The organism is Streptomyces sp. NPDC058257, from assembly GCF_042881845.1.
Classification (GTDB): domain Bacteria; phylum Actinomycetota; class Actinomycetes; order Streptomycetales; family Streptomycetaceae; genus Streptomyces.
Genome location: NZ_JBHVXJ010000033.1, coordinates 24,884 through 50,657, shown reverse-complemented (window position 1 = coordinate 50,657; position 25,774 = coordinate 24,884). Strand labels below are relative to the sequence as shown.

Sequence of the window (25,774 nt, the reverse complement as noted above, 5' to 3'; positions counted from 1 at the left end):
CGAAGGACCGGCAGAGATAGGGGTTCTGCCTGACCGGGACCGCCTCTAGGGTGAGGCTCGTGGAAAATGCTGTCCGGGTTGAAGGCCTAGTGAAACAGTACTCGTCGAATTCGAGGCGCGTAGTCGATGGACTGAACTTTGAAGTGCGCCGGGGCGAGGTGTTCGGCCTGCTGGGCCCCAATGGCGCCGGAAAGAGCACGACGGTGGGCATGATGACCACGCGCGTGCGGCCGACTTCGGGCAGCGTCCTGATCGACGGCGTGGACGTCGTGGCGGAGCCCCGGCGGGCGAAGCGCGTCCTTGCCGTCGTGCCGCAGCGCAACAATCTCGACCGGTCCCTGACGGTCCGGCAGAACCTGCTGTTCCACGCGACGTATCACGGGGTGCCGCGGGCCGAGCGGCGCAGTCGCGCCGACGATCTGCTCGACCAGATGGGTCTCACCTCGTACCGGAAGTCGAAGGTCGACGACATGTCGGGCGGCCAGGTGCAGCGAGTGATGATCGCGCGCGCCCTGATCCACCGTCCGAGTGTGCTCTTCCTCGACGAGCCCGCCACCGGGCTCGACCCGCAGGCACGGCTCTTCGTGCACGAGCGGGTTGCCCAACTCACCGAGCAGGGCGTGACGGTGGTACTCACCACGCACGACATGGACGAGGCGGCGAAGCTCTGTGACCGCGTCGGGATCGTCGACCAGGGCACCATGCTGGCGCTCGACACCCCCGACGGTCTCAGCGCACTGCTGCCCGCGCACTCCACGCTGTCGGTGACGGTGCGGGTCCCCGACGGCCCCGACCAGGTGGTCAAACTGCTCACGGAGCTGGCGGGGGTGCGGCAGGTCGACGAAGTGGACACCCAGGCTCAGTCGGCCCCCGATGACGCCTGCGAACTGCGGATCTATACGGATTCGGAACCGGTCGAGGCGCTGCCGCGGGCGCTCGCGGCGCTGACGGGGCAGGGCTACCGGGTGACCGACGTGGGCATCGGGCGGGTCTCCCTGGAAGACGTTTTCCTTCACCTCACCGGAAAGAACCTGCGATGAGCGCGACGACCGCGGCGCCCGTGAAGAGCGCGCCGACTCCGCCGGCCCAAGGGCAGCTGCATACGTTTCGCGCGATTATATGGCGAGACATCTTTGTGGCCCTGCGTCAGCTCCCCACCTTTATCGGCCAGGCCATCATCCAGCCGTTCTTCACGCTTTTCGTCTTCGGCGTGCTGCTGAGCGACGCGGGTTATGTGGACGGCGACTACAGCGCCGTACTGCTGCCGGGTGTGCTCGCCCTGAACGGATTTCTTGGCGGCATGCAGAACACGGCGCTCCCGCTGGTCGTCGACTTCTCGTACACGCGGGAGATCGAGGACCGGCTGCTCTCGCCGATCTCACTGCGTCTGGTCGCCGTCGAGAAGATCATCTTCGGTGGCCTCTACGGATTTGTGGCGTCGCTGATGATGACGCCGGTCGGCATGGTGCTGCTCGATCTGTCCTGGCCGATCAGCCGTACGGTGCCCGCGCTCGGCATCGCGCTGCTCGGCGCCATCGCGGGGGCGTCCATCGGGCTCTGCCTGGGCACGTCGGTCTCCAGCGACAAGGTGGACGTCATGTTCACGCTGGTCCTGATGCCGCTGCTCTTCACGGGGTCGACGCAGTTCCCGCTGAGCGCCCTCGACGAGGTCCGCTGGTTCCAGGTGATCTGCGGCGCCAATCCGCTCTCGTACGCCAGTGAGGGCATGCGTGCGGTCACATCGCCGCATGTGGAGCACATCCCGTTGGCCATCAATCTGGTGGTGCTCGTCGGCGCGATCCTGCTCTTCGCGACGCTGGGCATACGGGGCTTCCTGCGGCGCGCGCAGACCTGACCGGACCGGATCGCAAAGAACCACAACGCACGGCAGGGGCCCCGGAGTTGAAGGCGAACTCCGGGGCCCCTGCCGTGCGCGCTCGGCTCAGTCGTCGGGCAGGTCGATCGGTGCGAGCGCGGGGAACAGATCGCCGGGGCCCGGGTTGCCCGGCCGGGTGGCGCCGCCGAGGTGGCGCAGGACGCCCCACACGGCGTTGAGCCCCGTCGTCACGGCACCCTCGGCGAAGCCCGCCGTCCAGGAGACGTCGTCACCGGCGAGGAAGAACCCCTTCTGCGCCGCGGGGAGTTGGTCCTGCATGAAGTGGGTGAACAGGCGCCGCTGGTAACGGTAGTGGCCTGGCAGGTTCGCCTTGAAGGCACCCATGAAGTGGGGTTCGGTCTCCCAGGTGACGGTGCGCGGGGGCGCGATGATGCGGGAGCGGATGTCGACGTCGGGGTAGATGTCCGCGAGCGCCTCCAGGACGCTGTCAAGGCGCTCCTGCGCGGTGAGCGGCGCCATCTTCAGAGAGTCGTCGTTCCAGGTGTACGAGAGGCACATGACGCCGGGGCGGTCCGGTCCCTCGTCGAAGAGGTAGACGCCGCGGGGCAGCCGGTCGGTGAGGGTGGTGCTCATGATCTCGCGGCCGGTCCGCGGGTCGCGTTCGCGCCAGAACGGCCGGTCGACGAGGACGAACAGCTTGGAGGAGCCCATGTAGTGGCTGCGCTCCACCGCCGTCCACGTGGGCTGCGGGAGCAGAGCGCGGTCGCAGCGGACGTTGGTGACGAGGGTGCGCTTCTGCGGCGTGAAGACCGCCGCCGGGTAGGTGTGCGAGGCGCCGCTCTCGTCGTGGACGGTGATGCCGCGCGCGGTGCGCGCGATGCGCCGGGCCGCACCCCGGGGGCCGCCGCGGTGCAGGGATTCGAGTGTGGTGCCCGCGGGCCAGTGGGCGAGGTCGTCGGGCGCCGACGACCACAGGCGCAGCGGGAGCTGCTGGGAGCCGCCGACGACGAGCCGGTGGTCGTTCTCGGCGCCGGTGTAGACGACGCGCAGGATCTCCAGCATGGAGTTGGGGAAGTCAGTGTCCCAACCGCCCGCGCCGAAGCCGACCTGGCCGAAGATCTCCCGGTGCCTGAACGAATCGAAGGCGGGCGACGAGGCGACGAAGGCGTAGAAGGACTGGTCATCGAGGCGGCGCACCAGGGGGTTCCAGATGGCCTTGATGGCCTCGGTGTCACGGCGCCTGATCGCGTCGTCCATCGCGAAGAACTCTGCGTCCTCCTGCAATGCCTTGTCCCACGTAGTGCCTACTTCTTGATATATATCCGGCAATTCATCGGCATAGCGTGCGTAATGCCGGTCGTTCCCGAGCGCTACGACGGTGCTGCCGCTGGCCGCGGTGAGCGGGTTGGGGAATGGACGGGTCCGCAGCCCCGTCAGGTCGAGATAGTGCTGAAGCGCGGCCGCCGAAGCGGGGAACCGCATGGCACCGAGTTCGGCCACCGCGTCCGGGCTGCTATCAAAACCGGCCGATCGCATTCGGCCACCCATGTGGCCCGCCTCGTAGACGACGGGGCGCATTCCGAGGCGCATGAGCTCATACGCGGTAACGAGGCCGGACAATCCCGCGCCGATGACTGCGACCGGCGTACCGAACTCGCCCGACGGAATTTGTCCGAGACCCTCCGGACTTGCCAGCCATTCGTCGTACGCGAAGGGGAAGTCCGGGCCGAGCATGGTGATGGATTCTGTTGTTCCGGCGGGCAATGTGCTGTTGAGGGCAACCAACGGATACTCCTCTGTCCGTGGTGGGGCCGGCCCGGCGATACGTTCTCGGACGGCCGCGAGGGCCGGGCTCCGGCAGCAGCGGGAGGGGGGGTCCGCGATCGGCGCGGCACGCACCTCACCAGGGACCGGCGGGCCCGCGAACCGCCTCCGACGCACGGCACGTCCGAAGGTGCACTTTGATTATCCCGGCGCGTGTGGGTCACCGGTAAACCCCTGAGCACCCCCTTGCGTCTCCTACATGTGCAGGCGTAACACGTCGACCCCGGGCAGCCATCGGACATAAAGGCGTGGGAACATGAGCAACGCAAGGCGGCGACACACCGTGGATACGTGAAGGCTTGCATCCGCGAGTTCAACCGAGTGAGTTTGCAGATACAACCCACAGTCTGGTTTCGGACGTTGATCTGCGAGGGCCCGAACTCACCACAACAGCAAAGATGTGCGAGGAATCCAATGACGTTCGGGATGCATTGACTACTTTAGTAGTGTGAACTTGCTCCTGAAGACCGTACGAAATCCAGGCGAAACCTTGAAATAATCCGTTGTGTCCACACGCTTGCCCGGCACGGAGCCAACGTGCGCCGAACTACGAACCGTTCACTTCTAGAGGGAGATTTCATGCATCCAGGGCCGGACAGCCGAAAGTTTCCCGTGCATGACCACCGCCCCGGCGGCGTGCACGGTCGAAACCGGCCTGAACGGTTGGCCCTGGAGGTACGGCACACCGCGGACGGCGCCGCGGGCACGGCGGACGAGCAGGACTGCGAGCTCCGGATCCCTCAGCACACCTGTGTGGCCGTCGTCTCGGACGACACCGCCGCGGACCGGTTCCTGACCGGCCTGCTCAACGAGAACAGACCGGGCCTGTCCGTCTCGGTGTACGGCGTCGACGCGCGCGACGAACCGGAGGCCGTCGAACAGCTCGTCGGGCTCGCCCCCTCGACGGCCCCAAGACCCGACCTGCCGGTGCACGACGCCTTCGTGGAGTCCGGGACACAGAAGGGCCTGCCCCCGGAGAGAGCCGAGCAGCGCACGTCGGAACTGGCGGACGCGCTCGATCTGCACGCCGTCCGGGACACCCCGTGCGCGGGCCTCTCTCCCGGCCTGCTCTCCCGCGTGTCGCTCGGCTGCGCCCTGTTGAACGCACCGCCGCTGCTCCTTCTCCTCCGGCCGCTCGACGACGTGGACGTCGCCTCGGAGAAGATCATCTGCCGTGTGCTCGACCATTACACGGCATCGACCGGGGCCGTGGTGTTCACCACCCGCTCCACCGAGGTCGCGCACCGCGTGACCGACCGGCTGCTCCACGTCGGCGGTGAAACGCAGCGCCGCGAGGGGGACACAGGCTGCTGACCACGACCTCTCCGGGCAACGCTGCCCGGAGAAACCAACGGCTACGCCTGGACCCGCACCGCCGTCAGCACGCGGTGTCCGCGAGCAGGTAGTGCGGCAGATCCTTGCGCCGGGTGACATTCAACTTCCGGTAGACCCGCGTCAGATGCTGCTCGACGGTGCTCACCGTGATGAAGAGCTTGCGCGCGATCTCACGGTTGCTGTGCCCGAACGACGCCAGAGTCGCCACGCGCCGCTCCGCGTCGGTCAGTTCGTCGGGGGCGACGCCCTCGGCCTCCGTCGGCCGTTCCGCGGCCGCCGTCACCTCGCTGTCGCTGTACGGCACGACACGCGCGCAGAGCGCCTCCGCACGGGCACCCCTGGCGATGCGCCAGGCCCGCCGCGCCATCATCCGAGCCTGCCCGAGCTCGCCCAGAGCGTGGTGCGAGCGGCTCAACGCACCCAGTACCCGCACCAGCTCGTGCCGGTCCTCGCACGATTCGAGCTCCTCCACCGCCTCACGCAGCAGATGATGGTGGCGCGGCCCGCCGGCCTCGGCGATTACGCGCAGGGACAGGGCCCGGGTGCGGGACTGCCCGGGGCCGCACTTGGCGAGCTGCTCCTTGGCGAGCCGCTCCGCCTCGGCACCACCGCCGGTGCGCAGGTGGACCTCCGCCGCCGCGGACCGCCACGGCACGAGCGCCGGCTGGTCGATGCCCCAGCGAATCATGAGCTCGCCGCACAGCAGGAAGTCGTCGAGGGCCGGGTGACTGCGCCCCATGGCCGCGTACAACTGTCCGCGTGCATACAGGAGTTCGATGCCGTAACGCGTCTCGCGGTGCCTGTCGGGGACGTACTGGTCGAGGTAGCCCATGGCCTCCTCGTACTGCCCCATCACGGTGTGCGCGGAGATGAGGGTGGCCAGCGGGGAGCCGATGGCCACGCCCCAGCTGCCCGGCGTCATCCACGACAGGGCGTTCTCCGCGAAGCGGACGGCCTCCTCCGTGCTGCCCTGCCGCAGCGCGATCTGCGCCCGGATCGCGGACAGCGGCGCCTGCCAGCCGGGGCCGCCGAGCTTGGTGGCATCGCGCAGCAGCGCGTCGCACCAGTGCGCGGCCCGTTCGAGGCGGTCGGAGTAGATCAGCACGGAGAGGGCGTTGGTCAGCGCGTCCAGGGTGCACTCACCGAGACGGGCGCCCTGCAGGACGGCCTCCGCGAGGTCGGTGACGTGCGGGTCGCAGCCACGGCTCAGGGTCAGGTGCAGGGCCGCGCCTGCCTTGTGCGCGGGGTCACCACCGCGCGCGCTCATACCGTCCGTAGCGCCCTGGGCGGGCGTCCAGTTGTCGGGAGCGAGCCGGTCGCACAGCGCCGGGTAGGTGGCGCGTACGGAGCCGGTCATCAGGTAGAGCGCGGCGACGGAAGTGCCCTCGTACGCGCCCTGGCACTTGCGGGCGACCTCCACGGCCTCCTCGAACCTCCCCTGCCACAGCAGCCCGGAGAGCAGCACGGGGACGGCCCGCTCGCCGAGCCAGCCCTCGTCGAAGGCCGAGCGCAGCGCGCGCAGGTGGGCCCCGAGGGTGGCCGGGCGCAACCGCCATATGAGGCGGGTCAGTTCGGCGAGCATCTCGCCGCGCCGCTCCCCTTTGGGGCAGGCCTCCTCGGCGAGCTGAAGGCAGTCGATGGCGAAGGAGGCGTCCTCGTCGCGCCGGGCGCGGGTGGCCGTGTCCCACAGCACGTCGAGGGACTCGGCATCTCTGGCCTCGCCCGCGGCCACGAGGTGCCGGGCGACGGCGGGCGGTTCGGCGCCGAGACGGCGCAGGAGTTCGGCGGCTCCGCGGTGCAGGGCCAGGCGGTCGACGTCGGCCATGTCGTCCAGGACGGCGGTGCGCGCCACGTCGTGCCGGAACGATCCCGCGTCGATGAGCCCGGCCGCCTCCAGCTCGCGCAGGCCCGCCGAGACGGCATCCGGGCTGCGTTGCAGCAGGTCGGCGAGGAGGCCGGGGGTCGCGGCGTCACCGAGCACCGCGAGGCCCCGGGCGACGGCCGACAGCTCGGGCTCGCCCCGGTGGAGGCAGCTGAGCACGGCCTGCCGGTAGGCGGCGCCGACGACGGGTCCCGCGGGCGCGGGGTGCGGGTCGCCGCTGGTCACGGCGTCTTCGATGAGGTCGTGTATCAGAGCCCGTATGAGCAGCGGGCTGCCGCCGCTGACGCGGTGCACGGCCGGGGCCAGGCGACGGGCGGCCGCCTCGTCGACGTGCTGGTGCAGCAGGTCGGCGGTGGCCCGCTCGCCGAACGGCGTCAGGCGCAGTTGGGTGAGGCGGGGGTGGCGCAGGAGTTCGGCGCCGAACAGCGGCCGGGCGGGATGCGGTCCGGTGCGCAGGGCGAGCACGATCGTCAGAGGCTTGGAGCGCAGTTCACGCATCGCGTACTGCAAGCACTGCAGGGAGGGGATGTCGGCGTACTGGACGTCGTCCACGAGAACGGCGAGCGGGCCGCCCGCGGCCGAGCTGAGCAGCGCGCCGCTCAGCGACCGCATGACCTGGGCCCGTACGTGTTCCTCCCGCTCGGAGTCGGGGTCGCGCAGCATCGCCGTGAACCGGGCGTCGTCCAGGAGCTGTTCCACAGAGGCCGCCGCCCCGCCCGGTGCCGGGCCGGCCGTGTCCATCTGTGCGTCGCCGAGCAGGAGTTGGCCGAGTACCGCCATGGGAGTGCGGCGCTCCGCCCTGAGACCGGTGGCCTTGAGAACCGTGACGCCCCGGGACTCGGCCAGCTCGGCGACTCCGTTGAGGAGCTCGCTCTTGCCAGTCGCCACCGCGCCTCTCACCACTACCACTCGGGAGGACCGCTCTGCACTTTTTGTCAGTATCTCCCCAAAGACAGCGAATTCATCAACTCGCTCGACCAGACTCATAGCGTGGTTTCCTCCCCGTTAGGAAATTAGCTCACTCTGCATCGGCTCGCTATTAGATACAGCACCAGTCCAGTGACCATCCGAGCCGTTTTGCAAGATACCAGGGTAGATCCAAACGCCTCCCCTCCACTCTCGGCCGTCGCTCCAGAATCAACTCAACTATGACTCAATCTTGGCGACAAGGTAGCCCCGAAAGAAGCGTGGTCACCCCCTCAAATCCACGGGGACTCGCAACGTTTAGCCCTCCCCACTCCGGCCGTGAATGTGATAGATGGGCCTCCGCTACCCCGGCCGTATGTTGAATTTCTAATTCCATTTGTGAGGATGACACAAAGTGAACTGGTCACCGCGTGCCGGACACCCGCCCACCTGAGGTGATCCGAACTCCACGGTCCCGGGCGCCCGTCCGCCGACGCCTTCGCGATCTTCATCTGCCTCCCCGGGGAGACCCGACTTACACCTCCGCGTACGGCCGATGGCGGGTAAGCGCCGCCCCCTTCGACCCGTCCGTACAGATTCCATTAAGACAAGCGCCGCGTCGGAACCCGTCACGATGGCGCCCGCCCATCGAATTGAAGTCAATGTGACGGGCTGTTATCCATGCGCAGAACAAGCTGTTTGCATGACCAAGATCACGACGCTGCGCTATGGCCGCGTCAATGCGGTGCGGCGGCCCTCGACGGCAAACTCCGCCCGCCCGGCCCGCCTTGTGAGATACGCCATATTGTTACGCCGCGGTTTCGCGCCGCCGACGCGTTAAACCAAACGCATGTTCACATTCGTTGCCGACCTGTCAGAACGGCCGGATCCAGCCCCTCCGGATCCGAAAAGCAGCGACTGCGGCGCGCTGAGGGGACGGATAGGGGTGGAAGCCGCCCCCCGTCGCGGCTAGCGTCTCGACGTCTCCGCACCGCAGTCGCCTTCTGGTCCGGCTGCCGGACTTCCCGTACGAGTTGCCCCGTTCCCGTGCAAGCAGGCATGCATGCAAGCAGACAGGTGGCGAGAATGAGCGAGCCGCGATGAGCACCTCCCCCACCGGCGCCGAGGAAGCCGGAGCCGACGGCGAGATATTCGCCGACGGTCAGCCGGCCGACGGTCCCGTGCGCACCTCCGTGACGGTGATCGTGCCGACCTTCAACGAGGCCGAGAACGTCGGGGAGTTGCTCGACCGGCTCGCCGCCGGTCTGCCCCCGCACCTGGACTGCACGGCCGTCTTCGTCGACGACAGCACCGACGACACCCCGGCGGCGATCGAACGAGCCGCCCTCACCTGCCCGTTCCCCGTCTCGGTCATCCACCGCAGCGTGCCCGTCGGCGGCCTGAGCGGGGCCGTCGTGGAGGGCCTCAAGGCCGCCACGTCCAGCTGGATCGTCGTCATGGACGCCGATCTGCAACATCCACCGTCACTCGTTCCCGAGCTCATCGAGACGGGCCGCCGCACGGACGCGGACCTCGTCGTCGCCAGCCGGTACGCGGGCGGCGGCAGCCACGCCGGACTCTCCGGCCGCTACCGGGTGGCGGTCTCGCGCACCTCGACGCTGGTCACCAAAGGCCTCTTTCCCTCCGCGCTCAAGGGCATCAGCGACCCCATGAGCGGCTTCTTCGCTATCCGCCGCAGCACGGTCCACGCCCAGGCCGGGATCCTCAAGCCCCTCGGCTACAAGATCCTCCTCGAACTGGCCATCCGCTGCCGCCCGCGCACCGTCGCCGAGGTGCCGTTCTCCTTCCAGGAGCGGTTCGCGGGCGAGTCCAAGTCGACCGTGCGCGAGGGCCTCAGGTTCCTCGCGCACCTGGTGTCCCTGCGCACCGCGACCCCGGCCGCACGCATGATCACGTTCGGTCTGATCGGCGTGACCGGTTTCCTGCCCAACCTGTGTGGCCTGGCCCTGCTGACAGCGCTCGGCCTGCACTACATGGCGGCGGAGGTGGTGGCCAACCAGTTCGGGGTGCTGTGGAACTTCGTCCTCATCGACCTGCTGCTCTTCCGCAACCGCCGCGAACACCGCCATTGGGCGGACCGCCTTGGCCGGTTCGCCCTGCTCGCCAACGCCGACCTGGTGCTGCGCATCCCGCTCATCGCCCTGCTCGTGCACCGTGCCGATATGGCGGTCCTGCCCGCGACGGCGCTCGCCCTCCTGCTCACGTTCGTGGTCCGCTTCATCGCCACGGAACTGCTCGTCTACGTGCCCCGGCGCGGCGGCCGGGCCCGCACCCGGCTCCCCGCAGAACCGGACGGGCAGAAACCGGGGCAGGAGAAAGAGGAAGAGCGGGAGGGCACGCCTTGACCTCCCGCATCGCGGCGCCGTTGTTGGCCCGCGTCGTCCCCGACGACATCGTGGTCGAGGAGTTCCGCACCGATCCCGACGGCATCGTCCTGCACCCCGCCGAGGAGGCCCTCATCGCGCGGTCGGTGCCCGCGAGGCGCCGCGAGTTCACCACCGGCCGGCACTGCGCGCACCGCGCTCTGGAACGCCTGGGGCTGCCCGCTCCCGCGATCCTTCCCGACCCGAAGGGCAGCCCCCACTGGCCCACGGGCGTCGTCGGCAGCATCACGCACTGCGCGGGATACCGCGCCGCCGCCGTCGCCGGCACCGCGCGGGTCCGCTCACTCGGCATCGACGCCACCCCGAACGACCCGCTCCCCGAGGGGGTCCTGGAAGCGATCGGCCTGTCGGCCGAGCAGCGCCGGGTCCAGAAGTATCTCGCCGCGCACCCCTCGGTCCGCTGGGACCGCGTTCTGTTCAGTGCCAAGGAGAGCGTCTACAAAACCTGGTATCCGCTCGTCCGCCGTTCCCTCGGCTTCGAGGAGGCCGATGTGGACTTCCGGCCGGACACCGAATTCCGACCGGGCCCGGACGCGGCGGGCGAAGGGTCCTTCACGGCCCGGATACTTCCTCCCGTACGAGAACTCGGTTTCCCCCAGGAACTGTCGGGCCGCTACGCCGTCCGGGACGGCCTCGTACTGACCGCGATCACGCTCCGCTCGTGAAGCAGGACATGGGCGGGACCGGGTAACCGCATGATCAGAACAGATCCGATCGCCGTTTCCAAAAAGATTTAAGAAGCAACCACAAGTCGCTGAGTGATCACTTCGTCGGCACGGATCATGCCTTCCCCCCTGAAGGGGGCCCGCGTCAAGGCATTCCCTCCGTGCCGGCAATACGCCTGCCGTCCCGCATTCGTTCTGTTCGCGAACGGAGCGGGAACCTGCGCGCACCTCTTCCGGTACGAAGGGGCCTGCCTCAACGTCGGTTCCAGCTGAATCACCGCCCGGCGATCAGCACTTCATCGAGCGGCCCGCGCCGCACGCAACGGCCACCTTCGAAAAGCGCGGCATCCTCGGTGAGCACGCGCACCGCGGGCACATCGTGGCTGATGAAGAGCAGGGCGGTTCCGGCCGGGGCCAGGAGATCAGGCAGCACGTCGAGCACACGCTCCCGGGAAACGGTGTCCAGTGCCGACGTCACCTCGTCGCATATCAGAAGTGCCGGATGTGCCGTCAGCGCCCGCACCAGCGCACAGCGCCGAAGCTGGCCGCCGGACAGCCGGGACGGGGAGCGGCGCAGGAGCGATGTGTCAAGGCCAAGCCCTTCGGCGGTCTCCACCGCCTCAGGCGTCGCCTCCTCGCGGCGCAGACCGCGCAGTAGCCGCGCGGTGTCGGCCAGTTGCTCGATGAGCGGACGGTGCTCCTCGAAGGAACTGGCACTGTCCTGATGCACGTACTGGACGACGCGGCGCTGCGCGGTCGTACGGCGGTCGACGCGGCCAGGGAGCATCCGCCCTTCGAACCTCGTCCCGCCCCCGGTCGGCGTCGTCAGCCCGGCGAGCACGCGGGCGAACGTCGTCTTGCCGGAGCCCGAGGGGCCGAGGAGTGCGGTCCTGCTGCCGGGCGGAAACGTCATCGACACCGGCCCGGTCAGGGGGGGTCGGCGGTACTGCGGCGCACGACTACCTCCTTGGCCACCACCCCTTCGGAGCCCTGCCGGGCCGGGGCTGCGGTGCTCGGACGTGTTTCGCGGTGACGGGCTTCCCGTCGTGGAATTCCGCCGCGCGCAGACGTATGCGCCACCGGGTGCCGGAGGCGTCGCTCTCCCATGACTCCGCGAGCCGCGGCCGGACGGACATGTCGTCCGCGTATGTACCGAGCGTGTCGTAGAGGGCCTTGGCGCGGCCTCGTGTGCCCATTGTGCCCATTGTGCCCATTGTGGCCCACGAGTTGTCGTATACGAGGTGACGGGTGCGGGCAGGGCGGTGAGCGGTGATGTCAAGCGGCCCGCGCCGATGACCTCGGCAGCGGCGTGAGGGACGCGTACTCCAGGGGTGCGGACGGATCGATCGACACGTCGAGCGGAGCGGGTTCGGCGCCGGAGCGGACCAGCAGGTCACCGACGGCGGCGATCATGGCTCCATTGTCGGTGCAGAGCGTCATCGGCGGCACCCTCAGCTCGATGCCCGCGGCCTGGCAGCGCTGTTCGGCCAGGCCCCGTACACGGGAGTTCGCGGCCACTCCGCCGACCACGATCAGGGTCTTCACGTCGTGGTCGCGGCACGCCCGCACGGCCTTGCGGGTGAGGACGTCGGCGACGGCTTCCTGCAATGCCGCCGCCCCGTCGGCGACCGAAGGCTCCGCGCCGCGCTGCCGGTGCTGCTCCACCCAGCGTGCGGCGGCCGTCTTCAGTCCGGAGAACGAGAACGCGTACGGGTCGTCCCCGGCCCGGGTCAGCGGGCGCGGGAAGGTGACCGCCCCAGGGTCGCCGTCACGCGCGGCGCGGTCGATGGCGGGCCCGCCCGGATACGGCAGCCCCAGGATGCGGGCGACCTTGTCGAAACACTCGCCCGCCGCGTCGTCGAGGGTGTCGCCCAGGTGCAGGATCGGCTCGCGCACCAGGTCCGGGACCAGGAGCAGGGACGTATGGCCGCCGGAGACGATCAGAACCACGCTCGGCTCTGGCAGCGGGCCGTGTTCGAGAGTGTCGGCGGCGACGTGTCCGGCCAGGTGGTGCACTCCGTACAGCGGTACGTCCGCCGCGTAGGCCAGGGACTTCGCACCGGCGAGGCCGACCTGCAGGGCGCCGGAGAGGCCGGGCCCCGTGGTGACGGCGACCGCGTCGATCTGCCCCAGCCGCAGACCGGCGTCCGCCAGGGCCTGTCGTACGACCGGAGTGAAGGCGTGCAGATGGGCGCGGGCGGCGATCTCGGGCACCACGCCTCCGAAGCGGGCGTGTTCGTCCATGCTCGACGCCACCACGTGGGCAAGGAGTTTCCCGCCCCGCACGATGCCCGCGCCGGTTTCGTCGCACGACGACTCGATCCCCAACACCACCGGTTCGCTCACTGCGACCCTCCTTCTGCACACTTTCACTACCTGCAATATATGTGCAATAGGAGGATGCTCATTCCCATCACCGTCAATCGGTCGGCGATGCAGGCAACACGGACAGGTCGTGGGAGATGAACACGTACGCGACACCGAGGCGTGAGCGGAGTTCCGACAGGACGTTCGCCGGCGTGGTGCGCGACGGCGCCGCCGAAGCGGCCTGATCCCCTCGTCCGCGTATCAGCGGCGGGCCTCGACCGTCATGGCCCCGCGGGTCAGTGCCCGGATCGTGTCACGGGCGAGCATGTCGTGCGGGAAGCCGAGTCCGATCGTGCTCGCCTCGTCGAGGCGGGCCAGTTGGGCGGCGGTGAAGTCGACCTCGAGGGCGCCCAGGTTGTCCTCCAGCTGTGCGGGGGTGCGGGCGCCGATGATCGGTGCGCTCACGCCCGGGTTCCGCAGGGTCCAGGCAAGTCCGACCTGGGCGGGTGTGCGTCCCAGCTCCGCGGCGACCTGCTTCACGACGTCCACGATGGCGAGGTTGCGTTCGGTGATCGCGCCGTTCGCGATGGTGAGGCTCTTGCGGGTGCCGTCGTCGGACGCGACGTCCTTCGCGGTCAGTTCGTCGCGGCTGTACTTGCCGGTGAGCACCCCGCCGGCCAGCGGTGACCACGGGATCACGCCCAACCCCATCTCGCGTGCCATGGGGATGAGGTCGCGTTCCCCGGTGCGCTCGATCAGGTTGTACTCGATCTGCAGGGCGACCAGCGGCGACCAGCCCCGCAGGTCGGCGATCGCCTGCATGCGTGACACCTGCCAGGCGGGGGCGTTGGAGATCGCCACGTACAGGACCTTGCCCTGCCGGACCAGATCGTCCATGCCGCGCAGGATCTCCTCGACCGGCGTCGTGAAGTCCCACAGGTGCAGGTAGAGCAGGTCGATGTAGTCCGTGTTCAGCTGTCGCAGACTGGCTTCCACCGACGCGAACAGGCTCTTTCGGTGAGGGCCCCCGGAATTCGGATCGCCGGGTCGACGCAGCGTCGTGTATTTCGTCGCGAGGACCAGGCTTTCGCGGTTGTCACGGGTGAATTCACCCAGGAGGCGCTCGGAGCTGCCGTTGGTGTACGTACTGGCGGTGTCGATGAAGTTGCCGCCGCGCTCGACGTAGAGGTCGAACAACTTGCGGGCCTCGCCCTGCTCGGCACCCCAGCCCCATTCGGTGCCGAAGGTCGCCGCGCCCAGGGCCAACGGTGAGACCCGCAGCCCGGAGCGGCCGAGGAGCCGGTAGGTGTCGAGGGTGAGCGACATGTGTCCTCCTGTGCTTGTTGCGCTTGATGCGCTTGTTGCGCCTCTTGCGCCTGTGATCCGCTGTCGAGAACAAGCATGTGACCGCCGCGAGCAGGGGTTAAGGGAAGGAAGTTCCTGGGAACACCGGTCCTACCCTGGCTGTTGGACCGGGCATGACGACCCGCACGGTGGACACGACACATGAGTTGGCCGCGTTCCTGCGGGCCCGGCGCGAGGGCCTCGACCCGCACGATTTCGGCCTGCCGTCCCGTCGGCGGGCCCGGCGGACCCCGGGTCTGCGCCGCGAGGAGGTCGCCGAGCTTGCCGGGGTCAGCACCGACTACGTCGTACGTCTTGAACAGGCCCGCGGGCTACGGCCGTCGGCGGACGTGGTGGAAGCCCTGGCCCGGGCGCTGCGCCTGGCCCCCGACGAACGCGCCTACCTCTTCAACCTGGCCCGGCAGCGCCCCCGTAACGCCGACAAGCCCGCCACCACGGCGACGCCGCCCCTGGCCCGCCTTGTGGCCGACCTCTCGCCGCTGCCGACCATGCTGATGAACCACCGCTACGACATCCTGGCCTGGAACAGCGAGATGGCGAACCTGCTACTGGACTTCGACACCCTGCCGCCGCGGCAGCGCAATGCGATGTGGCTCTGCCTGATGCATCCGGGGATACGCGATCTCTACGTCGACCGCCGACGCGTCGTACGAGAGGGGGTCGCCCACCTGCGCGCCGCGTGGGCCGCGTATCCGGACGATCGGGCGTTGACCGACCTCATCGCCGAATTCACCGCTGGTGACGAGGAATTCGCGCGCTTGTGGGCCGAGCGGGACATCACGGTCAACGGCCGTGGGAGCAAGGTCTTGCGGCACGCTGACGTCGGTGTGTTCGCCGTGGATTTCGAAGTGCTGACGCCACTTCAAGATCCGGACCAGCGGTTGGTGGTCTACCGCGCCGCGGACGACGCGAGCCAGTCGGCGTTGGACCGCTTGTGCGCACGGGGATGACGAGGCTCAGGCCGGATCCGGCGGGTCCATAAACGCGAGCTTGGCCGGGTCGACCACGACGTCGATGTCGGTGATCCGGCCACCGGGTCCGTCGGGTCCATCAGGGGGGTGTCGGACACCGCCTGCTGTCGCTGGCGCATCTGCGTACCCATTGCAGCGAGGGGCAACTGGGCGCGATCACCCTGGAGATCGCGCTGCCCAACCTCTTCAACCGGATCAACCGGATCAACCACACCCTCCGCGAGCAGGCGGGCAGGACCTGGTGAGTCACGGCACGGCGGGCGTCCAGAGTGACCCGTGAACGGCCGAATGCCGTCTGTTCACAGGTGGGGAACACCAATAGAGTCTGCGACCTTCGTGCTCTGGGGGTCTCGTGAACGGTCTCCGTGCGGTCCTTGTCTGCCTGGTGATCACGTGCGCCGCGGCCGTATCGTCGGCTGCGGCTGTGACGTCATCCTCCGCTGTGAAGCCGAGTTGGTCGGCGCTGCCCGTACCGGCGGCGGCCCCGCCGGTGACGGTGTCCGATCTCGCCGCTCGCGGACCGGGCGAGGCTTGGGCCACCGGGTACGAGAACGCCTCCGACGGGCCGCGGCCGATGCTGTACCGGTGGGACGGCACGGCGTGGAGCCGGGACACCACCTTCCCCGGCGCCGGAGAGCCAGGCTGGCTCGGCAAGGTGCAGTTCGTCGGCAAGGAGGTGTGGATCTTCCACAACCGCGCAGGCGAGGGGGAGATCCTGCGCCGGTCGGCGGAAGGGTGGAGTGCCGTCCCGCTGCCGCAGACCCTGTGGACGTACCAGGACTTCACCGCGGTACCGGGTGCCGCATGGGTGGTCGGTGAGGACGAAACCGGGCTGAAGGTGTTGCACTACGACGGTTCGAACTGGACCACACAGTCCACCCCGGACGGCGTGCTGTTCCTGATGGGGATCACCGCGCGTACTGCCACCGACGCCTGGGCCTGGGCGGACACCGACACCGGAACCACCGTCCTGCGCCGGGACGGCACGGCATGGCGGGACGCGAAGGTGCCGCTGCCGCCGAACAGCAATGTGCACACGATCCTGCTCGAACCGTCCGGCCGGATCACGATCGGCGGCAGCCAGTACACCGACGGCGTGGCCCGCACCTACCTGATGAACTGGAACGGGCACGCCTGGCGCACCACCTACCCACCGCTGGGCGACACCTACACCGAGGCCATGGTGCGGGGCCCGGACGGGGCGCTGTGGCTGCCGGTGCGCAGCGACCGCGCGTTCCAGTCGAAGTACGCCCGGGTGGACGGCCGTCGCACCAGCTACTCCTACGGTCCGGAGCGCACGAACGCGATCGACGTCAAACCGCGTGCGCTGGCGAGGGCCGGACCCGCGCTGCTGTCCCTGGGGACCGCCGAGATCTACGGCTCCAAACCGAATCTGATGAGCGAGCGGCTGGGAGGTTGACCATGGCACGCCGTCTTCTTGTCGCGGCCCTCGCCGTCACCATGACCGTCGTGGCCATCATGACCTCGGCCTCGGCGGGAACCCTGTCCTGGCGACACGTTCCCGTTCCGGCACAGGTACGCCCGCAGTCCGGCCTCAACGAGGTCGTCGCGTTCGGCCCCGACCGGGCGTGGGCGGTGGGTGCCGACGCCGTCGGTCGCGAGGCACCGGGCTTCCCGCTGGTGCTGCGCTGGGACGGAACCGCCTGGCAGCGCCAGAGTCTGCCCGGGGTCGGCTGGCAGGGAGAGCTGCTGTCCATCGCCGCGACATCGCCGACCGCGGTCTGGGTGGTCGGCCGTGACTCGGCCGGCGGTGCCCGTCTGCTCCGCTTCGACGGCTCCGCCTGGAAGGAGAGCCGGCCGCCGCGCGGTGTCGTGCTGACCAAGGCCGTCGCCGGTGGCGGTGAGACCTGGCTGATCGGTTCACGGGACGGCGCGCAGATCTTGCTGCGCTGGGACGGGCACGCCTGGCGTGAGGTGCCGGCGCCGCCAGGATCCGTGGACGGCCTGCACATCCTGTCCCCCGACGACGTCTGGGCCGCGGGTGCCACCAACTCGGGTGCGGCCGTGTCGCACTGGAACGGGCAGGCGTGGAAGCAGACGATCGTGGACGGATTCCCGCGGTCGGCCGTGAGCAGTGTGCTGGCCGTCTCGCCGACAGAGGTGTGGGCGGGTGGTACCGAAGGGTTCGTCGGCGGTCCGCCGGGACGGCCGATTCCGCCACTCCTGGTCCGCTGGGACGGGCAGGAGTGGAACCGGGTGACCGTGCCCACCGACTTCGGCTCGATCAGCTCACTGGCACCCGACACGTCGGGCGCGCTGGCCTGGGTCTCGGTGGTCCGCTCACAGAAGTGGGGCCCGCCGGGCAGCAATCCGCCGTTGATCCCCGGTCCTGACTTCCTTGCCCGCAACGACCAGTCGTTCACCGAGTACAGCGAACCGGCGGTGGCCGGGGAGGGCGACTCCTCGGTGCTGCGCCTCGCACCGGTGCCGGGCGCGGAGAAGGTGTGGTCGGTCGGCAGGGCCGACGGTCCCGAGGGCACCTTCGCCCCGCGCATCCTTCGGTTCGGCTGACACGGGCGGTTCGGCTGACACGGGCGCGTGGACCGACTTGCTGGCGTAGACCGACCTGCTGGCGTAGACCGACCTGCTGGCGTGTCCGCCGGCCCGGCGAACGAGACTGGTACCTACGGTGTTCGCAGCGAACAGCGTGGAAGGTCGAACGAACCGCAGCAAGCGCGCTGCCCAGAGCCGGTACCGGAGCGAATCATGAAAGCAGTCCGTTTCCACCAGTTCGGGGGCCCGGAAGTCCTCATGATCGAGGACCTCCCCGATCCGCGTCCGGGGCCAGGCCAGGTGCGGATCGCGGTGCGCGCGGCCGGCGTCAACCCGAGCGACTGGAAGAAGCGCCAGGGCCTGATGGATGAGGAACTGCCGCAGACCATGGGCCACGAAGCGGCGGGCGTCGTCGACGAGGTCGGCGAGGGCGTTGCGGACGTGGCCATCGGCGATCGGGTGTTCGGCTTCTCCGTCGAGGGGGCGGCCCAGGCAGAGCTTGCGGTGCTGTCCTACTACGCGCTCATCCCGCCATCGCTGGACTTCCCCGGCGCCGCCGCGCTGCCTGCCGCCATCGAGACGGCCACGCGCGCGCTCGACCAGCTCGGCGTCGTGAGCGGCAGCAAGCTGCTCGTCAACGGCGCCTCCGGAAGCGTCGGCAGCGCCGCCGTACAACTCGCCGTGGCACGCGGCGCGTACGTCATCGGCACTGGCAGTCCCGCCAACCACGAGTATCTGCGCTCGCTGGGGGCCGACCCCGTCGCCTACGGTGAAGGACTCGTCGGGCGGGTTCGCGCGCTTGCGCCTGATGGCGTCGACCTGGCACTTGACGTCGCCGGTAGCGGCGTACTGCCCGAACTCATCGGCCTCGCGGGCGGGCCGGAGCACGTCGTGACGATCGCCGACTTCAGTGGCGCGCAGGAGCACGGGGTGGCGTTCAGCCGCGGGGACGCGGGCCGTGCGGTCCACGCGCTCGCCGAGATCGGCGGGCTGATCGAGGCCGGACGCTTCTCTCTTCCGGTCGGGCGGTCCTTCCCGCTCGCCGAGGTCGCGGAGGCACACCGCGTCGGCGAGGGCGGCCATGTACGCGGGAAGTTCGTGCTGCTTGTCGGCTGACGCGACCGCGGCGACCGTGCCCGGCGTGGGCCGCTGCTTCCGCGGGCCGGGCGATACCGACCCGCGGAAGCAGCATGGGCTCAGCTGTTGTTCGAGCCGTTGCCCGAGAGCGCCGGGATGTCGCTGAGGATGTGCGACAGCGGCTCGTCGCCCTTGTCCTGCGTGGAGTTCTCCGCGCACTGCTGGTTCTGCGGCGCCGAGAGGACCGGGATGTCCTGGACCGCGATCGGCACGAGGCCGACGAGGGATCCCACGTTCGCCTTGACGGGCACACCGAGGCAGAGCTTGTTCAAGGAGCCCTGGACCAGGCTCCCCTGCGGGCTCATGTTCCCGTCGGTGCTGCTGTTGGCGAACGCCGTCTCGGCACCGTTGCCGCTCAGCGAGGTGGTGCCGTTGTCGTCGCCGGTGGCGGCCGCGCTCCCGGCACTGCCGGCCAGTGCTACGGCGGCAAGACTCAGGGCGAGGGGGAGATTACGGGTACGCATGTCACTCCAGAGCTGAACGTCAGTTACCAGAAAGGCCAGTACATCCGCCTATGACCCCGACATGGCCCTATTCGCCCGTTAGCGGAGTGTCGGCGTAGCGAAGCTGACGCCGGTCGTTCAGCTGGATCCGTACCGTTTGGCGGCGAGACGGCTCTCGTGCACGGCATCCGGCCGTTCCAGCAGCACCGTCCCGGCCTCGCGCTCCCCGTGATGGACGCGCAGCCGCGGACCGTCGATGATCACACGCAACTCAGGCAAGGGGTGCCGCCACAACAAGGCCGAGCGTTCCCACATCTCCAAGTTCCTCGTCGTGAGCCGGAGTTGACACTGAGGCCCCTCGTGAGCAGCGGGCGGGGTGTGCTCGGTGTACGGGGGCCGGACGGCGTAGGTGGCGATCACCGGCCGACAGCCGACAACAGGTGGCGGTGGTACGGCGTTCCGCACGGCACTTCGGCCGCGAACTCCGAGGCCAGATCGAGGGACACCCGGAGGAGCTCTTCGGTGCGCGCGGCACCTCGGCGCCTCGGTGTGGCCAGCGTGTCAGTCACACCGGGTGGCCAGCGTGTCAGTCACACCGGCTTCCTGTCGGCACGCCCCGTGCCGTTGACAAGACCACCTCGGGCCGCGGTGGCCCGCCCGGCTCTCCCCGCGGCGAGCGGATCACCGCCTCTGCTGGTCCTGGGTTCCTTGATCGTGCAAGGGTGACTCATATGACGACAGAGCGATTCGAAGTACGGCGTCAGATTGCGGCATCCCCGGAAAAAATCTTCAGGCTGCTGTGCGACCCCGCCGGACACGTGGCGATCGACAGTTCAGGAATGCTGCAGTCCGCCGAGGGAGAACCCGCGCGCGGGGCCGGCGATGAATTCGTCGTCCATATGGACCGTGAGTCGTTGAACGACTACCCGATGGGCAAGTACGACGTCACCGTGATCATCACGAAATTCGAGCAGGACGCCCTGATCGAATGGACGATCTCCGGCCAAGTACAGCCTCCCATCCGGCACCTCTACGGTTACCGGCTCAAGGCGGGCGAGGGCGAGGACGAGGGCGGCACCCTGGTCACCTCGTACTACGACTGGAGCGAGATCGAGGAACGGTACCGGGACGCGGGCATCTTCCCGGTCATCCCTGAGGCATCCCTGCGCGCGACACTCGGGATTCTGGCGCGGAACGTGGAGTAGTGGAGCTGTGGGGTTGTGGAGTAGCTGTATCGGTGTCCGCCGCATCTAGTTGCGGTATCGGCAAGTTCTTTTGCCGCTCTTGTGGACTTCGCCCACAGTGTGCGTACCGGCTGCACCGGTCACCTCGGCAGGCACTGAGCGCCCCTCAGAACATCGCGACCTGTGCGGCGAAACGAACACCGCACAGGGAGAGTCCTGATGGGGAACCACTATGTCGTGATCATCCCGCTCGAGATCGACGAGGACAACGACGGCGCGTACCTCGGGATGTGGCAGGACGCCACTGACCTGATGGCGTCCCGGCCCGGGTTCGTCCGGACCTATATGTTCCGCACGGTCATGCCCGGGAGCAGGTTCCGTCTCGTGAACGTCGCCGAGTGGGAGTCGCTCGCCCACTGGGTGGTGCCCGCGCCGATGAGGTGGCCGAACTGTCACCGGCGGAGGCTCGGCGCCGTCTCGCCGACGGCGAACTCACCCTGGTCGATGTCCGGCAGGACGACGAGTGGGCGGCCGTCCGTCCCGCAGGCGCCGTACATGCCGCGCTCGGCACGGGACCGGCCTCCCTTCCCGAACTGCCCTACGGATCAGTGGCGTTCATCTGCCGCACCGGCCGACGCAGCACGCGAGCCGCGGCGCAGGCGGTGAGCGCAGGCCGTTCCGCGGTCTTCAGCCTCACCGGCGGCCTCGAAGCCTGGGAAGCGGCCGGACTGCCGGTCGTCTCCGGCCCTACGGGGAAGTAGTCAGACGTCAGGCATTGGACGAGGCCACTCGTTCCCGCGTCTGGCACCCGCGTACAGCACCCGCGTACAGCGCCTGCGTCCAGCACCCGCGTCGCACCTCCGCGTCCGCCGAGCGGTCGGCGAGCAGCGCCCGCTCGGCGACGAGCCGACCGTTCTTCCCCCTCTCCTGAAGGGAATCAAAGCCATGTTCTTCGTCGACACTCTGGTGTTCGAAGGCCTGGGAAACCGCAGCTATCTGTCCGGCGGCACACGTGCCGCGGTCGTCGTCGACCCGCCGCGCGACATCGACCAGGTGATCGCGGCCGCCACGAGGCGCGGGGTGCGCATCGCGTACGTGGCGGAGACCCACGTGCACAACGACTACGTCACCGGGGGCCTTGAGTTGGCCCGCGTCACCGGCGCCGTCTACCTGGTGCCGTCGGCGGCCCAGGTGTCCTTCTCCCACACTCCGGTCGCCGATGGTGACACGGTCGTGGTGGACGAGGGACTGGAGCTGCGTGCCATCGCCACCCCCGGGCACACGCCCCACCACACCTCCTATGTCCTGGAGGAGGACGGCCGCGGTGTGGCGGCGTTCACCGGCGGCTCCCTCCTGATCGGCGCGGTGGGGCGCCCTGACCTGGTGGAGCCGCGGCTGACCGAGCAACTGGCCCGGGCCCAGCACGCCTCCGCGCACCGCCTCGCCGACGCGTTGGACGACGCCGTGCCGGTGCTCCCCACCCACGGCTTCGGCAGTTTCTGCTCGTCCTCCCAGGCAGCGGGTGACGCGACCACGATCGGCGATGAGCGCAGGGCCAACGACGCGCTCACCCTCGATGTCGACACGTTCGTCGCACGGACGCTGGCCGGCCTGGAGGAAGTGCCCGCCTACTACACGCACATGGGCCCGGCCAACGCAGCGGGTCCCGCCCCTGTCGATCTCACCCCGCCCGAGCCCGCCGACGCCGGACAGATCGCCGAGCGGCTTGCCGCCGGCGAGTGGGTGGTGGACCTGCGTAACCGCGTCGCCTTCGCCGAGGGGCACGTGGCCGGGTCGTTCAACTTCGAGGGCGAGGGCAAGCTCGCCACGTACCTCGCCTGGCTGATCCCGTGGGGCAAACCCGTCACCCTGCTCGCCGAGACGGCCGGACAGATCGCGGACGCGCAGCGCGAACTGGTCCGGGTGGGCATCGACCGTCCGGCCGCCGCCGCCACCGGTGGCCCGGCGAGCTGGCTCCGCGAGGGAGAACGGCCTGCGTCGTTCCCGCGCGCCACCTTCACCGACCTCGCCGAGGCCCGTCGGAGGGGCGGGAAGGTACTGGTGCTCGACGTACGCCGCGGTTCCGAACGCGCCGCCGGGCACATCGCGGACTCGGTGCACATCCCGGTCCACGAACTGCGCCTGCGGCTCGACGAGATACCGGACGGCACGGTGTGGGTCCACTGCGCCGGGGGGATGCGCGCCGCGATCGCCGCCTCTCTCCTGGACGCGAGCGGGCGTCAAGTCGTCGCGGTCGACGACGGTTTCGACGCCGCGCGCGACGCGGGTCTGCCCCTCGTCGGCGCGGAACGAACACCCGGGGAGAGCGGCCGAGCGGCGTGAGCACTCTCGTCCTGGCCCTGATCGCGGGGGCCGTGGTCGGCCTGGCGCTCGGCGCGCTCGGCGGCGGGGGCAGCGTCCTCGCCGTGCCCGCGTTGATCTACCTGCTCGGCTTCACCCCCGCGGCGGCCACCACGGCGAGCCTGGTCATCGTCACCGCCACCTCGCTGACCGCCCTGTACGGCCATGCCCGTTCCGGACACGTACGGTGGAAAGCTGGAGCCGTGTTCGCCGCCGCCGGGCTCCTGCCCGCCGCGCTCGCCGGAGCCGTCGCGGGCCGCCTGCCGCAGGCCGCCCTCACCGTCGCTTTCGGTGCCGTCGCCGGTCTCGCCGCGCTCAGGATGCTGCGTCCCGCACCGGCGGCCGGTGCCGGGAGCGGCCCGGTGCGGCCGGCGAAGGCGGCGGTCACCGGGGCCGGTCTGGGCGCACTGACCGGCCTGCTGGGAGTAGGGGGAGGCTTCCTCGCGGTCCCGGCGCTGGTCACCGTGCTCGCGTTCGAGATGCAGTCCGCGATCGGTACCAGTCTGCTGGTCATCTCGGCCAACTCATTGGCTTCCCTGGCCACCCGAGGGGCTACCGTCACGGGCCTCGACTGGTCGGCCATCGGGCCTTTCGCCGCCGCCGCGATCCTTGGCGCGTGGGACGGCAAACGCCTGGCGCTCAAGATGTCAGGGCCCCTGCTGCAGCGCTCCTTCGCGTCCGTGCTGCTGGCGGTGGCTGCGTTCATGCTCCTCGACGCCGTTCTCTGATCCGTCGCCGACCACTCCGCACGGTAGGCCTCCGCTCGCCCGTGGTCAGGGCGAGCGGAGGCCTACCGTGCGGCACATGACATATCCGGGGGCCGTCCGGTCAGTGGGCGAAGCCCCAGTCGAGCATCTTGGCGGCGTCCTCGAAGCGGGTCTTGTCGGTCGCGAGGATCGCGCCGACGAGGGTGCGGTTGTCCCGCTCGGCGGCGAAGACGACGGCGTAGCCGGCTTCCGTGCCGCTGCCGGTCTTGATGCCCAGAGCGCCGTCGTAGGTGCTCAGCAGAGTGTTGGTGTTCTCCCAGGTGTAGTACCGGGTGTGGCCATTGGCTGCCGGAGCCTCGGCCTTGTACTGCTTGTTCTTCACGACGTCGGCGAACACCGGCTGCAGCATCGCGCGCTGGCCGAGCTTGGCCAGATCGCGGGCGGTGCTGCGGTTGTCGCCGTGCGAGATGCCGTCGAAGGAGTCGAAGTGCGTGCCGGTCAGGTTCAGCTGCTGCGCTTCAGTGTTCATCTGGTTCTCGAAGTCGGCGATCCGTGCGTCCACGGTGTCTCCGGCGCCGTAGTTGTCAGCCAGGGCCATCGCCGCGTCCGCCCCGGAGGGGAGCAGCATGGCGTGCAGCAACTGCTTGACGGTCAGCTTGTCGCCGACCTGGAGATCAGCCGTACTGGAGCCGTTCTCCGACACGTAGTCCCGGTATTCCTGCTTCACCGTGATCTGCCGGTCAAGCCACTCCGGGTGCTTGAGCACGACCAGGGCGGTCATGATCTTGGTGGTGCTGGCCATCGACACGCTCTCGTCGGCCTTGGCCCCGGCCCACATCTCCCGCTCCTGGCTGCCGTCGCGGGCGTCCAGGAGGAAGGCGTGGTCAGCCTTGGTCTTGGGGACGTCCGCACTTCTCGTGTCCGGCGTGCTCCGGCTCTGGCCGGCGGGAGCGATGCTCTCGCCACTCTGCTGGTCGTTCACCTCGGCGGAGTGTGTGGCAGGGGTGGCGGCCTGGGCGAGGCCGCCTGCGGTGATCGGCAGGGCGGCGCCGAACAGTGCGACCGTCGCGATCCGGGCCCCCGTCCGGTGGATCCGGTTGGGGCGGGCGTGGGAACCCATGAGGCATCCCTTTCTCCCGGCGCAGGGACGCCGGCTTGTAATGAAAAGATCAGTGCATATCGAACCTACTTAGGTCTTGACGGCCATTTCAAGATCGCTTTGTCATAGCCGGGTAACAGGGCTCACCGACATGAAGATGTCGTGGAGACAACTGGCAGATCCCATGAGGTGAGTTGCGGACCGTGTCTAGTCGACTCCCCTGCGCCTTCATGATTCGGTCGTACTGTCGGCGGTCTACGTCAGCTCGGTGGGCAGTTGGGCGGTCTCGTGCGCACCCGCGCTGATCAGTCCGGTCTCGTAGGCGACGATGACGGCCTGGACACGGTCACGGAGCCCGAGTTTGGCGAGGATGCGGGCGACGTGGGTTTTGACGGTGGTCTCGGCGAGGTGGAGGCGGGTGGCGAGTTCCGCGTTGCTCAGCCCGCGTCGGTCTGCTCCGTCACGAGGACTTCGCCTCGCGGTACAGCACGAGGTGCTCGTGGTGGAGCACTCCGTCCCGGATGTCGCCCGTGGCCGTGAATCCGGTGTCGTCGACGTAGTCCAGGTGGTCGCCGGACACCGTGTACCGGCCGGTGTACGCGCTGCGCCGAGTACCCCGAGCTTCGTCGTAACGGCCGTCCGGCAGCAGTTCCTGGCGGATGTGGCCGTCCTCGGTCACCCACATGCCGACCACGTCGGCGTTCTCCGGCGCGCGACCGCTGCGGACTGCCTCGGTGTCTCCGTCTCCGTTGACGTCTCCGTCTCCACTCATGGTGATCTTCCTTTCTCGGGGCCGGTGTTGTCGTACTCCGACGAGTCTGCGCAGGTCGCA

22 protein-coding genes and 2 pseudogenes are annotated in these 25,774 nt (G+C 69.2%); 13 read left to right on the top strand and 11 right to left on the bottom strand.

The annotated features are described in order from the left end of the window. Positions 1–50 precede the first annotated feature (50 nt). Together ACFVXC_RS40605 and ACFVXC_RS40600 are read left to right on the top strand one after the other, a co-directional pair. On the top strand, positions 51–1,040 hold the full coding sequence (locus tag ACFVXC_RS40605; protein ID WP_389916549.1) for an ABC transporter ATP-binding protein: 990 nt from the start codon (positions 51–53) through the stop codon (positions 1,038–1,040). Further along, positions 1,037–1,855 carry an ABC transporter permease gene (locus ACFVXC_RS40600; protein WP_389916547.1) on the top strand — a complete coding sequence of 273 codons (819 nt, stop codon included), beginning with the start codon at positions 1,037–1,039 and terminating at the stop codon, positions 1,853–1,855. The genes ACFVXC_RS40605 and ACFVXC_RS40600 overlap by 4 nt, the downstream gene beginning before the upstream one ends. Before the next feature lie 87 nt (positions 1,856–1,942). On the opposite strand, the gene ACFVXC_RS40595 is transcribed toward ACFVXC_RS40600, so the two are convergent. After that, complete coding sequence (locus ACFVXC_RS40595) at positions 1,943–3,571, bottom strand: flavin monoamine oxidase family protein (RefSeq protein WP_389916557.1); 1,629 nt, start codon at positions 3,569–3,571, stop codon at positions 1,943–1,945. A gap of 753 nt (positions 3,572–4,324) precedes the next feature. Between ACFVXC_RS40595 and ACFVXC_RS40590 the strand changes: the two genes are divergently transcribed. Further along, positions 4,325–4,975, top strand: a complete 651-nt coding sequence (locus ACFVXC_RS40590; protein ID WP_389916546.1) for a hypothetical protein — start codon at positions 4,325–4,327, stop codon at positions 4,973–4,975. A gap of 64 nt (positions 4,976–5,039) precedes the next feature. Here the strand turns inward: ACFVXC_RS40590 and ACFVXC_RS40585 are convergent, their stop codons facing one another. Further along, entirely contained in the window at positions 5,040–7,865 is a 2,826-nt protein-coding gene (locus ACFVXC_RS40585; protein ID WP_389916545.1) for a LuxR C-terminal-related transcriptional regulator, read from the bottom strand. 1,019 nt (positions 7,866–8,884) lie between these two features. Here ACFVXC_RS40585 and ACFVXC_RS40580 point away from each other — a divergent pair. Beyond that, a complete protein-coding gene (locus ACFVXC_RS40580; protein ID WP_389916544.1) occupies positions 8,885–10,150 on the top strand; it encodes a glycosyltransferase in 1,266 nt (421 codons plus the stop codon). Further along, entirely contained in the window at positions 10,147–10,854 is a 708-nt protein-coding gene (locus ACFVXC_RS40575; protein ID WP_389916542.1) for a 4'-phosphopantetheinyl transferase, read from the top strand. The genes ACFVXC_RS40580 and ACFVXC_RS40575 overlap by 4 nt, the downstream gene beginning before the upstream one ends. A 274-nt stretch (positions 10,855–11,128) precedes the next feature. Here ACFVXC_RS40575 and ACFVXC_RS40570 read toward each other — a convergent pair whose 3' ends face one another. The 4 genes and pseudogenes from ACFVXC_RS40570 to ACFVXC_RS40555 form a co-directional block, all read right to left on the bottom strand. Next, the gene (locus tag ACFVXC_RS40570; protein ID WP_389916540.1) at positions 11,129–11,767 is read right to left on the bottom strand and encodes an ATP-binding cassette domain-containing protein; all 639 of its coding nucleotides are present in this window, start codon (positions 11,765–11,767) and stop codon (positions 11,129–11,131) included. Between the two features lie 79 nt (positions 11,768–11,846). Continuing rightward, positions 11,847–12,041: pseudogene (locus tag ACFVXC_RS40565) on the bottom strand (ABC transporter substrate-binding protein); the annotation flags it as partial. An 88-nt stretch (positions 12,042–12,129) separates the two neighbouring features. Then, complete coding sequence (gene tsaD / locus ACFVXC_RS40560) at positions 12,130–13,188, bottom strand: tRNA (adenosine(37)-N6)-threonylcarbamoyltransferase complex transferase subunit TsaD (RefSeq protein ID WP_389916555.1); 1,059 nt, start codon at positions 13,186–13,188, stop codon at positions 12,130–12,132. A 234-nt stretch (positions 13,189–13,422) separates the two neighbouring features. After that, positions 13,423–14,487 carry an aldo/keto reductase gene (locus tag ACFVXC_RS40555; protein ID WP_389916538.1) on the bottom strand — a complete coding sequence of 355 codons (1,065 nt, stop codon included), beginning with the start codon at positions 14,485–14,487 and terminating at the stop codon, positions 13,423–13,425. A 152-nt stretch (positions 14,488–14,639) separates the two neighbouring features. Between ACFVXC_RS40555 and ACFVXC_RS40550 the strand changes: the two genes are divergently transcribed. The 4 genes from ACFVXC_RS40550 (at position 14,640) to ACFVXC_RS40535 (ending at position 19,127) form a co-directional block, all read left to right on the top strand. After that, positions 14,640–15,476, top strand: a complete 837-nt coding sequence (locus ACFVXC_RS40550; protein ID WP_389916536.1) for a helix-turn-helix transcriptional regulator — start codon at positions 14,640–14,642, stop codon at positions 15,474–15,476. Between the two features lie 373 nt (positions 15,477–15,849). Continuing rightward, positions 15,850–16,917, top strand: coding sequence for a hypothetical protein (locus ACFVXC_RS40545; RefSeq protein ID WP_389916534.1), 1,068 nt, complete (start codon positions 15,850–15,852; stop codon positions 16,915–16,917). A 2-nt stretch (positions 16,918–16,919) separates the two neighbouring features. Further along, positions 16,920–18,029, top strand: coding sequence for a hypothetical protein (locus ACFVXC_RS40540; RefSeq protein WP_389916532.1), 1,110 nt, complete (start codon positions 16,920–16,922; stop codon positions 18,027–18,029). A 195-nt stretch (positions 18,030–18,224) separates the two neighbouring features. Next, positions 18,225–19,127: an NADP-dependent oxidoreductase gene (locus tag ACFVXC_RS40535; protein WP_389916530.1), complete on the top strand. Its 903-nt coding sequence runs from the start codon at positions 18,225–18,227 to the stop codon at positions 19,125–19,127. An 80-nt stretch (positions 19,128–19,207) separates the two neighbouring features. Here ACFVXC_RS40535 and ACFVXC_RS40530 read toward each other — a convergent pair whose 3' ends face one another. Both ACFVXC_RS40530 and ACFVXC_RS40525 read right to left on the bottom strand, forming a co-directional pair. Continuing rightward, positions 19,208–19,612: a rodlin gene (locus tag ACFVXC_RS40530; protein WP_389916528.1), complete on the bottom strand. Its 405-nt coding sequence runs from the start codon at positions 19,610–19,612 to the stop codon at positions 19,208–19,210. A gap of 117 nt (positions 19,613–19,729) precedes the next feature. Further along, positions 19,730–19,870, bottom strand: coding sequence for a hypothetical protein (locus ACFVXC_RS40525; RefSeq protein WP_389916526.1), 141 nt, complete (start codon positions 19,868–19,870; stop codon positions 19,730–19,732). 452 nt (positions 19,871–20,322) lie between these two features. Between ACFVXC_RS40525 and ACFVXC_RS40520 the strand changes: the two genes are divergently transcribed. The 4 genes from ACFVXC_RS40520 to ACFVXC_RS40505 all read left to right on the top strand — a co-directional run bounded on the left by ACFVXC_RS40520 (position 20,323) and on the right by ACFVXC_RS40505 (position 23,864). Next, positions 20,323–20,796 (top strand): polyketide cyclase, encoded by a 474-nt coding sequence (locus ACFVXC_RS40520; protein ID WP_389916524.1) that lies wholly within the window; start codon positions 20,323–20,325, stop codon positions 20,794–20,796. Positions 20,797–21,173: 377 nt separating this feature from the next. Next, on the top strand, positions 21,174–21,536 hold the full coding sequence (locus ACFVXC_RS40515) for a rhodanese-like domain-containing protein (RefSeq protein WP_389916522.1): 363 nt from the start codon (positions 21,174–21,176) through the stop codon (positions 21,534–21,536). 184 nt (positions 21,537–21,720) lie between these two features. Then, entirely contained in the window at positions 21,721–23,118 is a 1,398-nt protein-coding gene (locus ACFVXC_RS40510; RefSeq protein ID WP_389916520.1) for a rhodanese-like domain-containing protein, read from the top strand. Beyond that, positions 23,115–23,864: a sulfite exporter TauE/SafE family protein gene (locus ACFVXC_RS40505; protein ID WP_389916518.1), complete on the top strand. Its 750-nt coding sequence runs from the start codon at positions 23,115–23,117 to the stop codon at positions 23,862–23,864. The genes ACFVXC_RS40510 and ACFVXC_RS40505 overlap by 4 nt, the downstream gene beginning before the upstream one ends. A 100-nt stretch (positions 23,865–23,964) precedes the next feature. Here ACFVXC_RS40505 and ACFVXC_RS40500 read toward each other — a convergent pair whose 3' ends face one another. The 3 genes and pseudogenes from ACFVXC_RS40500 to ACFVXC_RS40490 form a co-directional block, all read right to left on the bottom strand. Then, the gene (locus ACFVXC_RS40500) at positions 23,965–24,963 is read right to left on the bottom strand and encodes a D-alanyl-D-alanine carboxypeptidase family protein (RefSeq protein ID WP_389916516.1); all 999 of its coding nucleotides are present in this window, start codon (positions 24,961–24,963) and stop codon (positions 23,965–23,967) included. A 234-nt stretch (positions 24,964–25,197) separates the two neighbouring features. Beyond that, positions 25,198–25,395 (bottom strand): annotated as a pseudogene (locus ACFVXC_RS40495) (response regulator transcription factor); the annotation flags it as partial. 7 nt (positions 25,396–25,402) lie between these two features. Next, positions 25,403–25,627: an Atu4866 domain-containing protein gene (locus ACFVXC_RS40490; protein ID WP_389916553.1), complete on the bottom strand. Its 225-nt coding sequence runs from the start codon at positions 25,625–25,627 to the stop codon at positions 25,403–25,405. Positions 25,628–25,774: the final 147 nt, after the last annotated feature.

What these genes read in the sequence shown, in the direction of transcription:
- ACFVXC_RS40570 (WP_389916540.1), bottom strand. Translation starts at nt 11,767, where the DNA reads ATGACGTTTCCGCCCGGCAGCAGGACCGCACTCCTCGGCCCCTCGGGC.
- ACFVXC_RS40595 (WP_389916557.1), bottom strand. Translation starts at nt 3,571, where the DNA reads ATGCTCGGCCCGGACTTCCCCTTCGCGTACGACGAATGGCTGGCAAGT.
- ACFVXC_RS40510 (WP_389916520.1), top strand. Translation starts at nt 21,721, where the DNA reads ATGTTCTTCGTCGACACTCTGGTGTTCGAAGGCCTGGGAAACCGCAGC.
- ACFVXC_RS40555 (WP_389916538.1), bottom strand. Translation starts at nt 14,487, where the DNA reads ATGTCGCTCACCCTCGACACCTACCGGCTCCTCGGCCGCTCCGGGCTG.
- ACFVXC_RS40580 (WP_389916544.1), top strand. Translation starts at nt 8,885, where the DNA reads ATGAGCACCTCCCCCACCGGCGCCGAGGAAGCCGGAGCCGACGGCGAG.
- ACFVXC_RS40540 (WP_389916532.1), top strand. Translation starts at nt 16,920, where the DNA reads ATGGCACGCCGTCTTCTTGTCGCGGCCCTCGCCGTCACCATGACCGTC.
- ACFVXC_RS40535 (WP_389916530.1), top strand. Translation starts at nt 18,225, where the DNA reads ATGAAAGCAGTCCGTTTCCACCAGTTCGGGGGCCCGGAAGTCCTCATG.
- ACFVXC_RS40550 (WP_389916536.1), top strand. Translation starts at nt 14,640, where the DNA reads ATGACGACCCGCACGGTGGACACGACACATGAGTTGGCCGCGTTCCTG.
- ACFVXC_RS40520 (WP_389916524.1), top strand. Translation starts at nt 20,323, where the DNA reads ATGACGACAGAGCGATTCGAAGTACGGCGTCAGATTGCGGCATCCCCG.
- ACFVXC_RS40490 (WP_389916553.1), bottom strand. Translation starts at nt 25,627, where the DNA reads ATGTGGGTGACCGAGGACGGCCACATCCGCCAGGAACTGCTGCCGGAC.
- ACFVXC_RS40585 (WP_389916545.1), bottom strand. Translation starts at nt 7,865, where the DNA reads ATGAGTCTGGTCGAGCGAGTTGATGAATTCGCTGTCTTTGGGGAGATA.
- ACFVXC_RS40530 (WP_389916528.1), bottom strand. Translation starts at nt 19,612, where the DNA reads ATGCGTACCCGTAATCTCCCCCTCGCCCTGAGTCTTGCCGCCGTAGCA.
- ACFVXC_RS40600 (WP_389916547.1), top strand. Translation starts at nt 1,037, where the DNA reads ATGAGCGCGACGACCGCGGCGCCCGTGAAGAGCGCGCCGACTCCGCCG.
- ACFVXC_RS40500 (WP_389916516.1), bottom strand. Translation starts at nt 24,963, where the DNA reads ATGGGTTCCCACGCCCGCCCCAACCGGATCCACCGGACGGGGGCCCGG.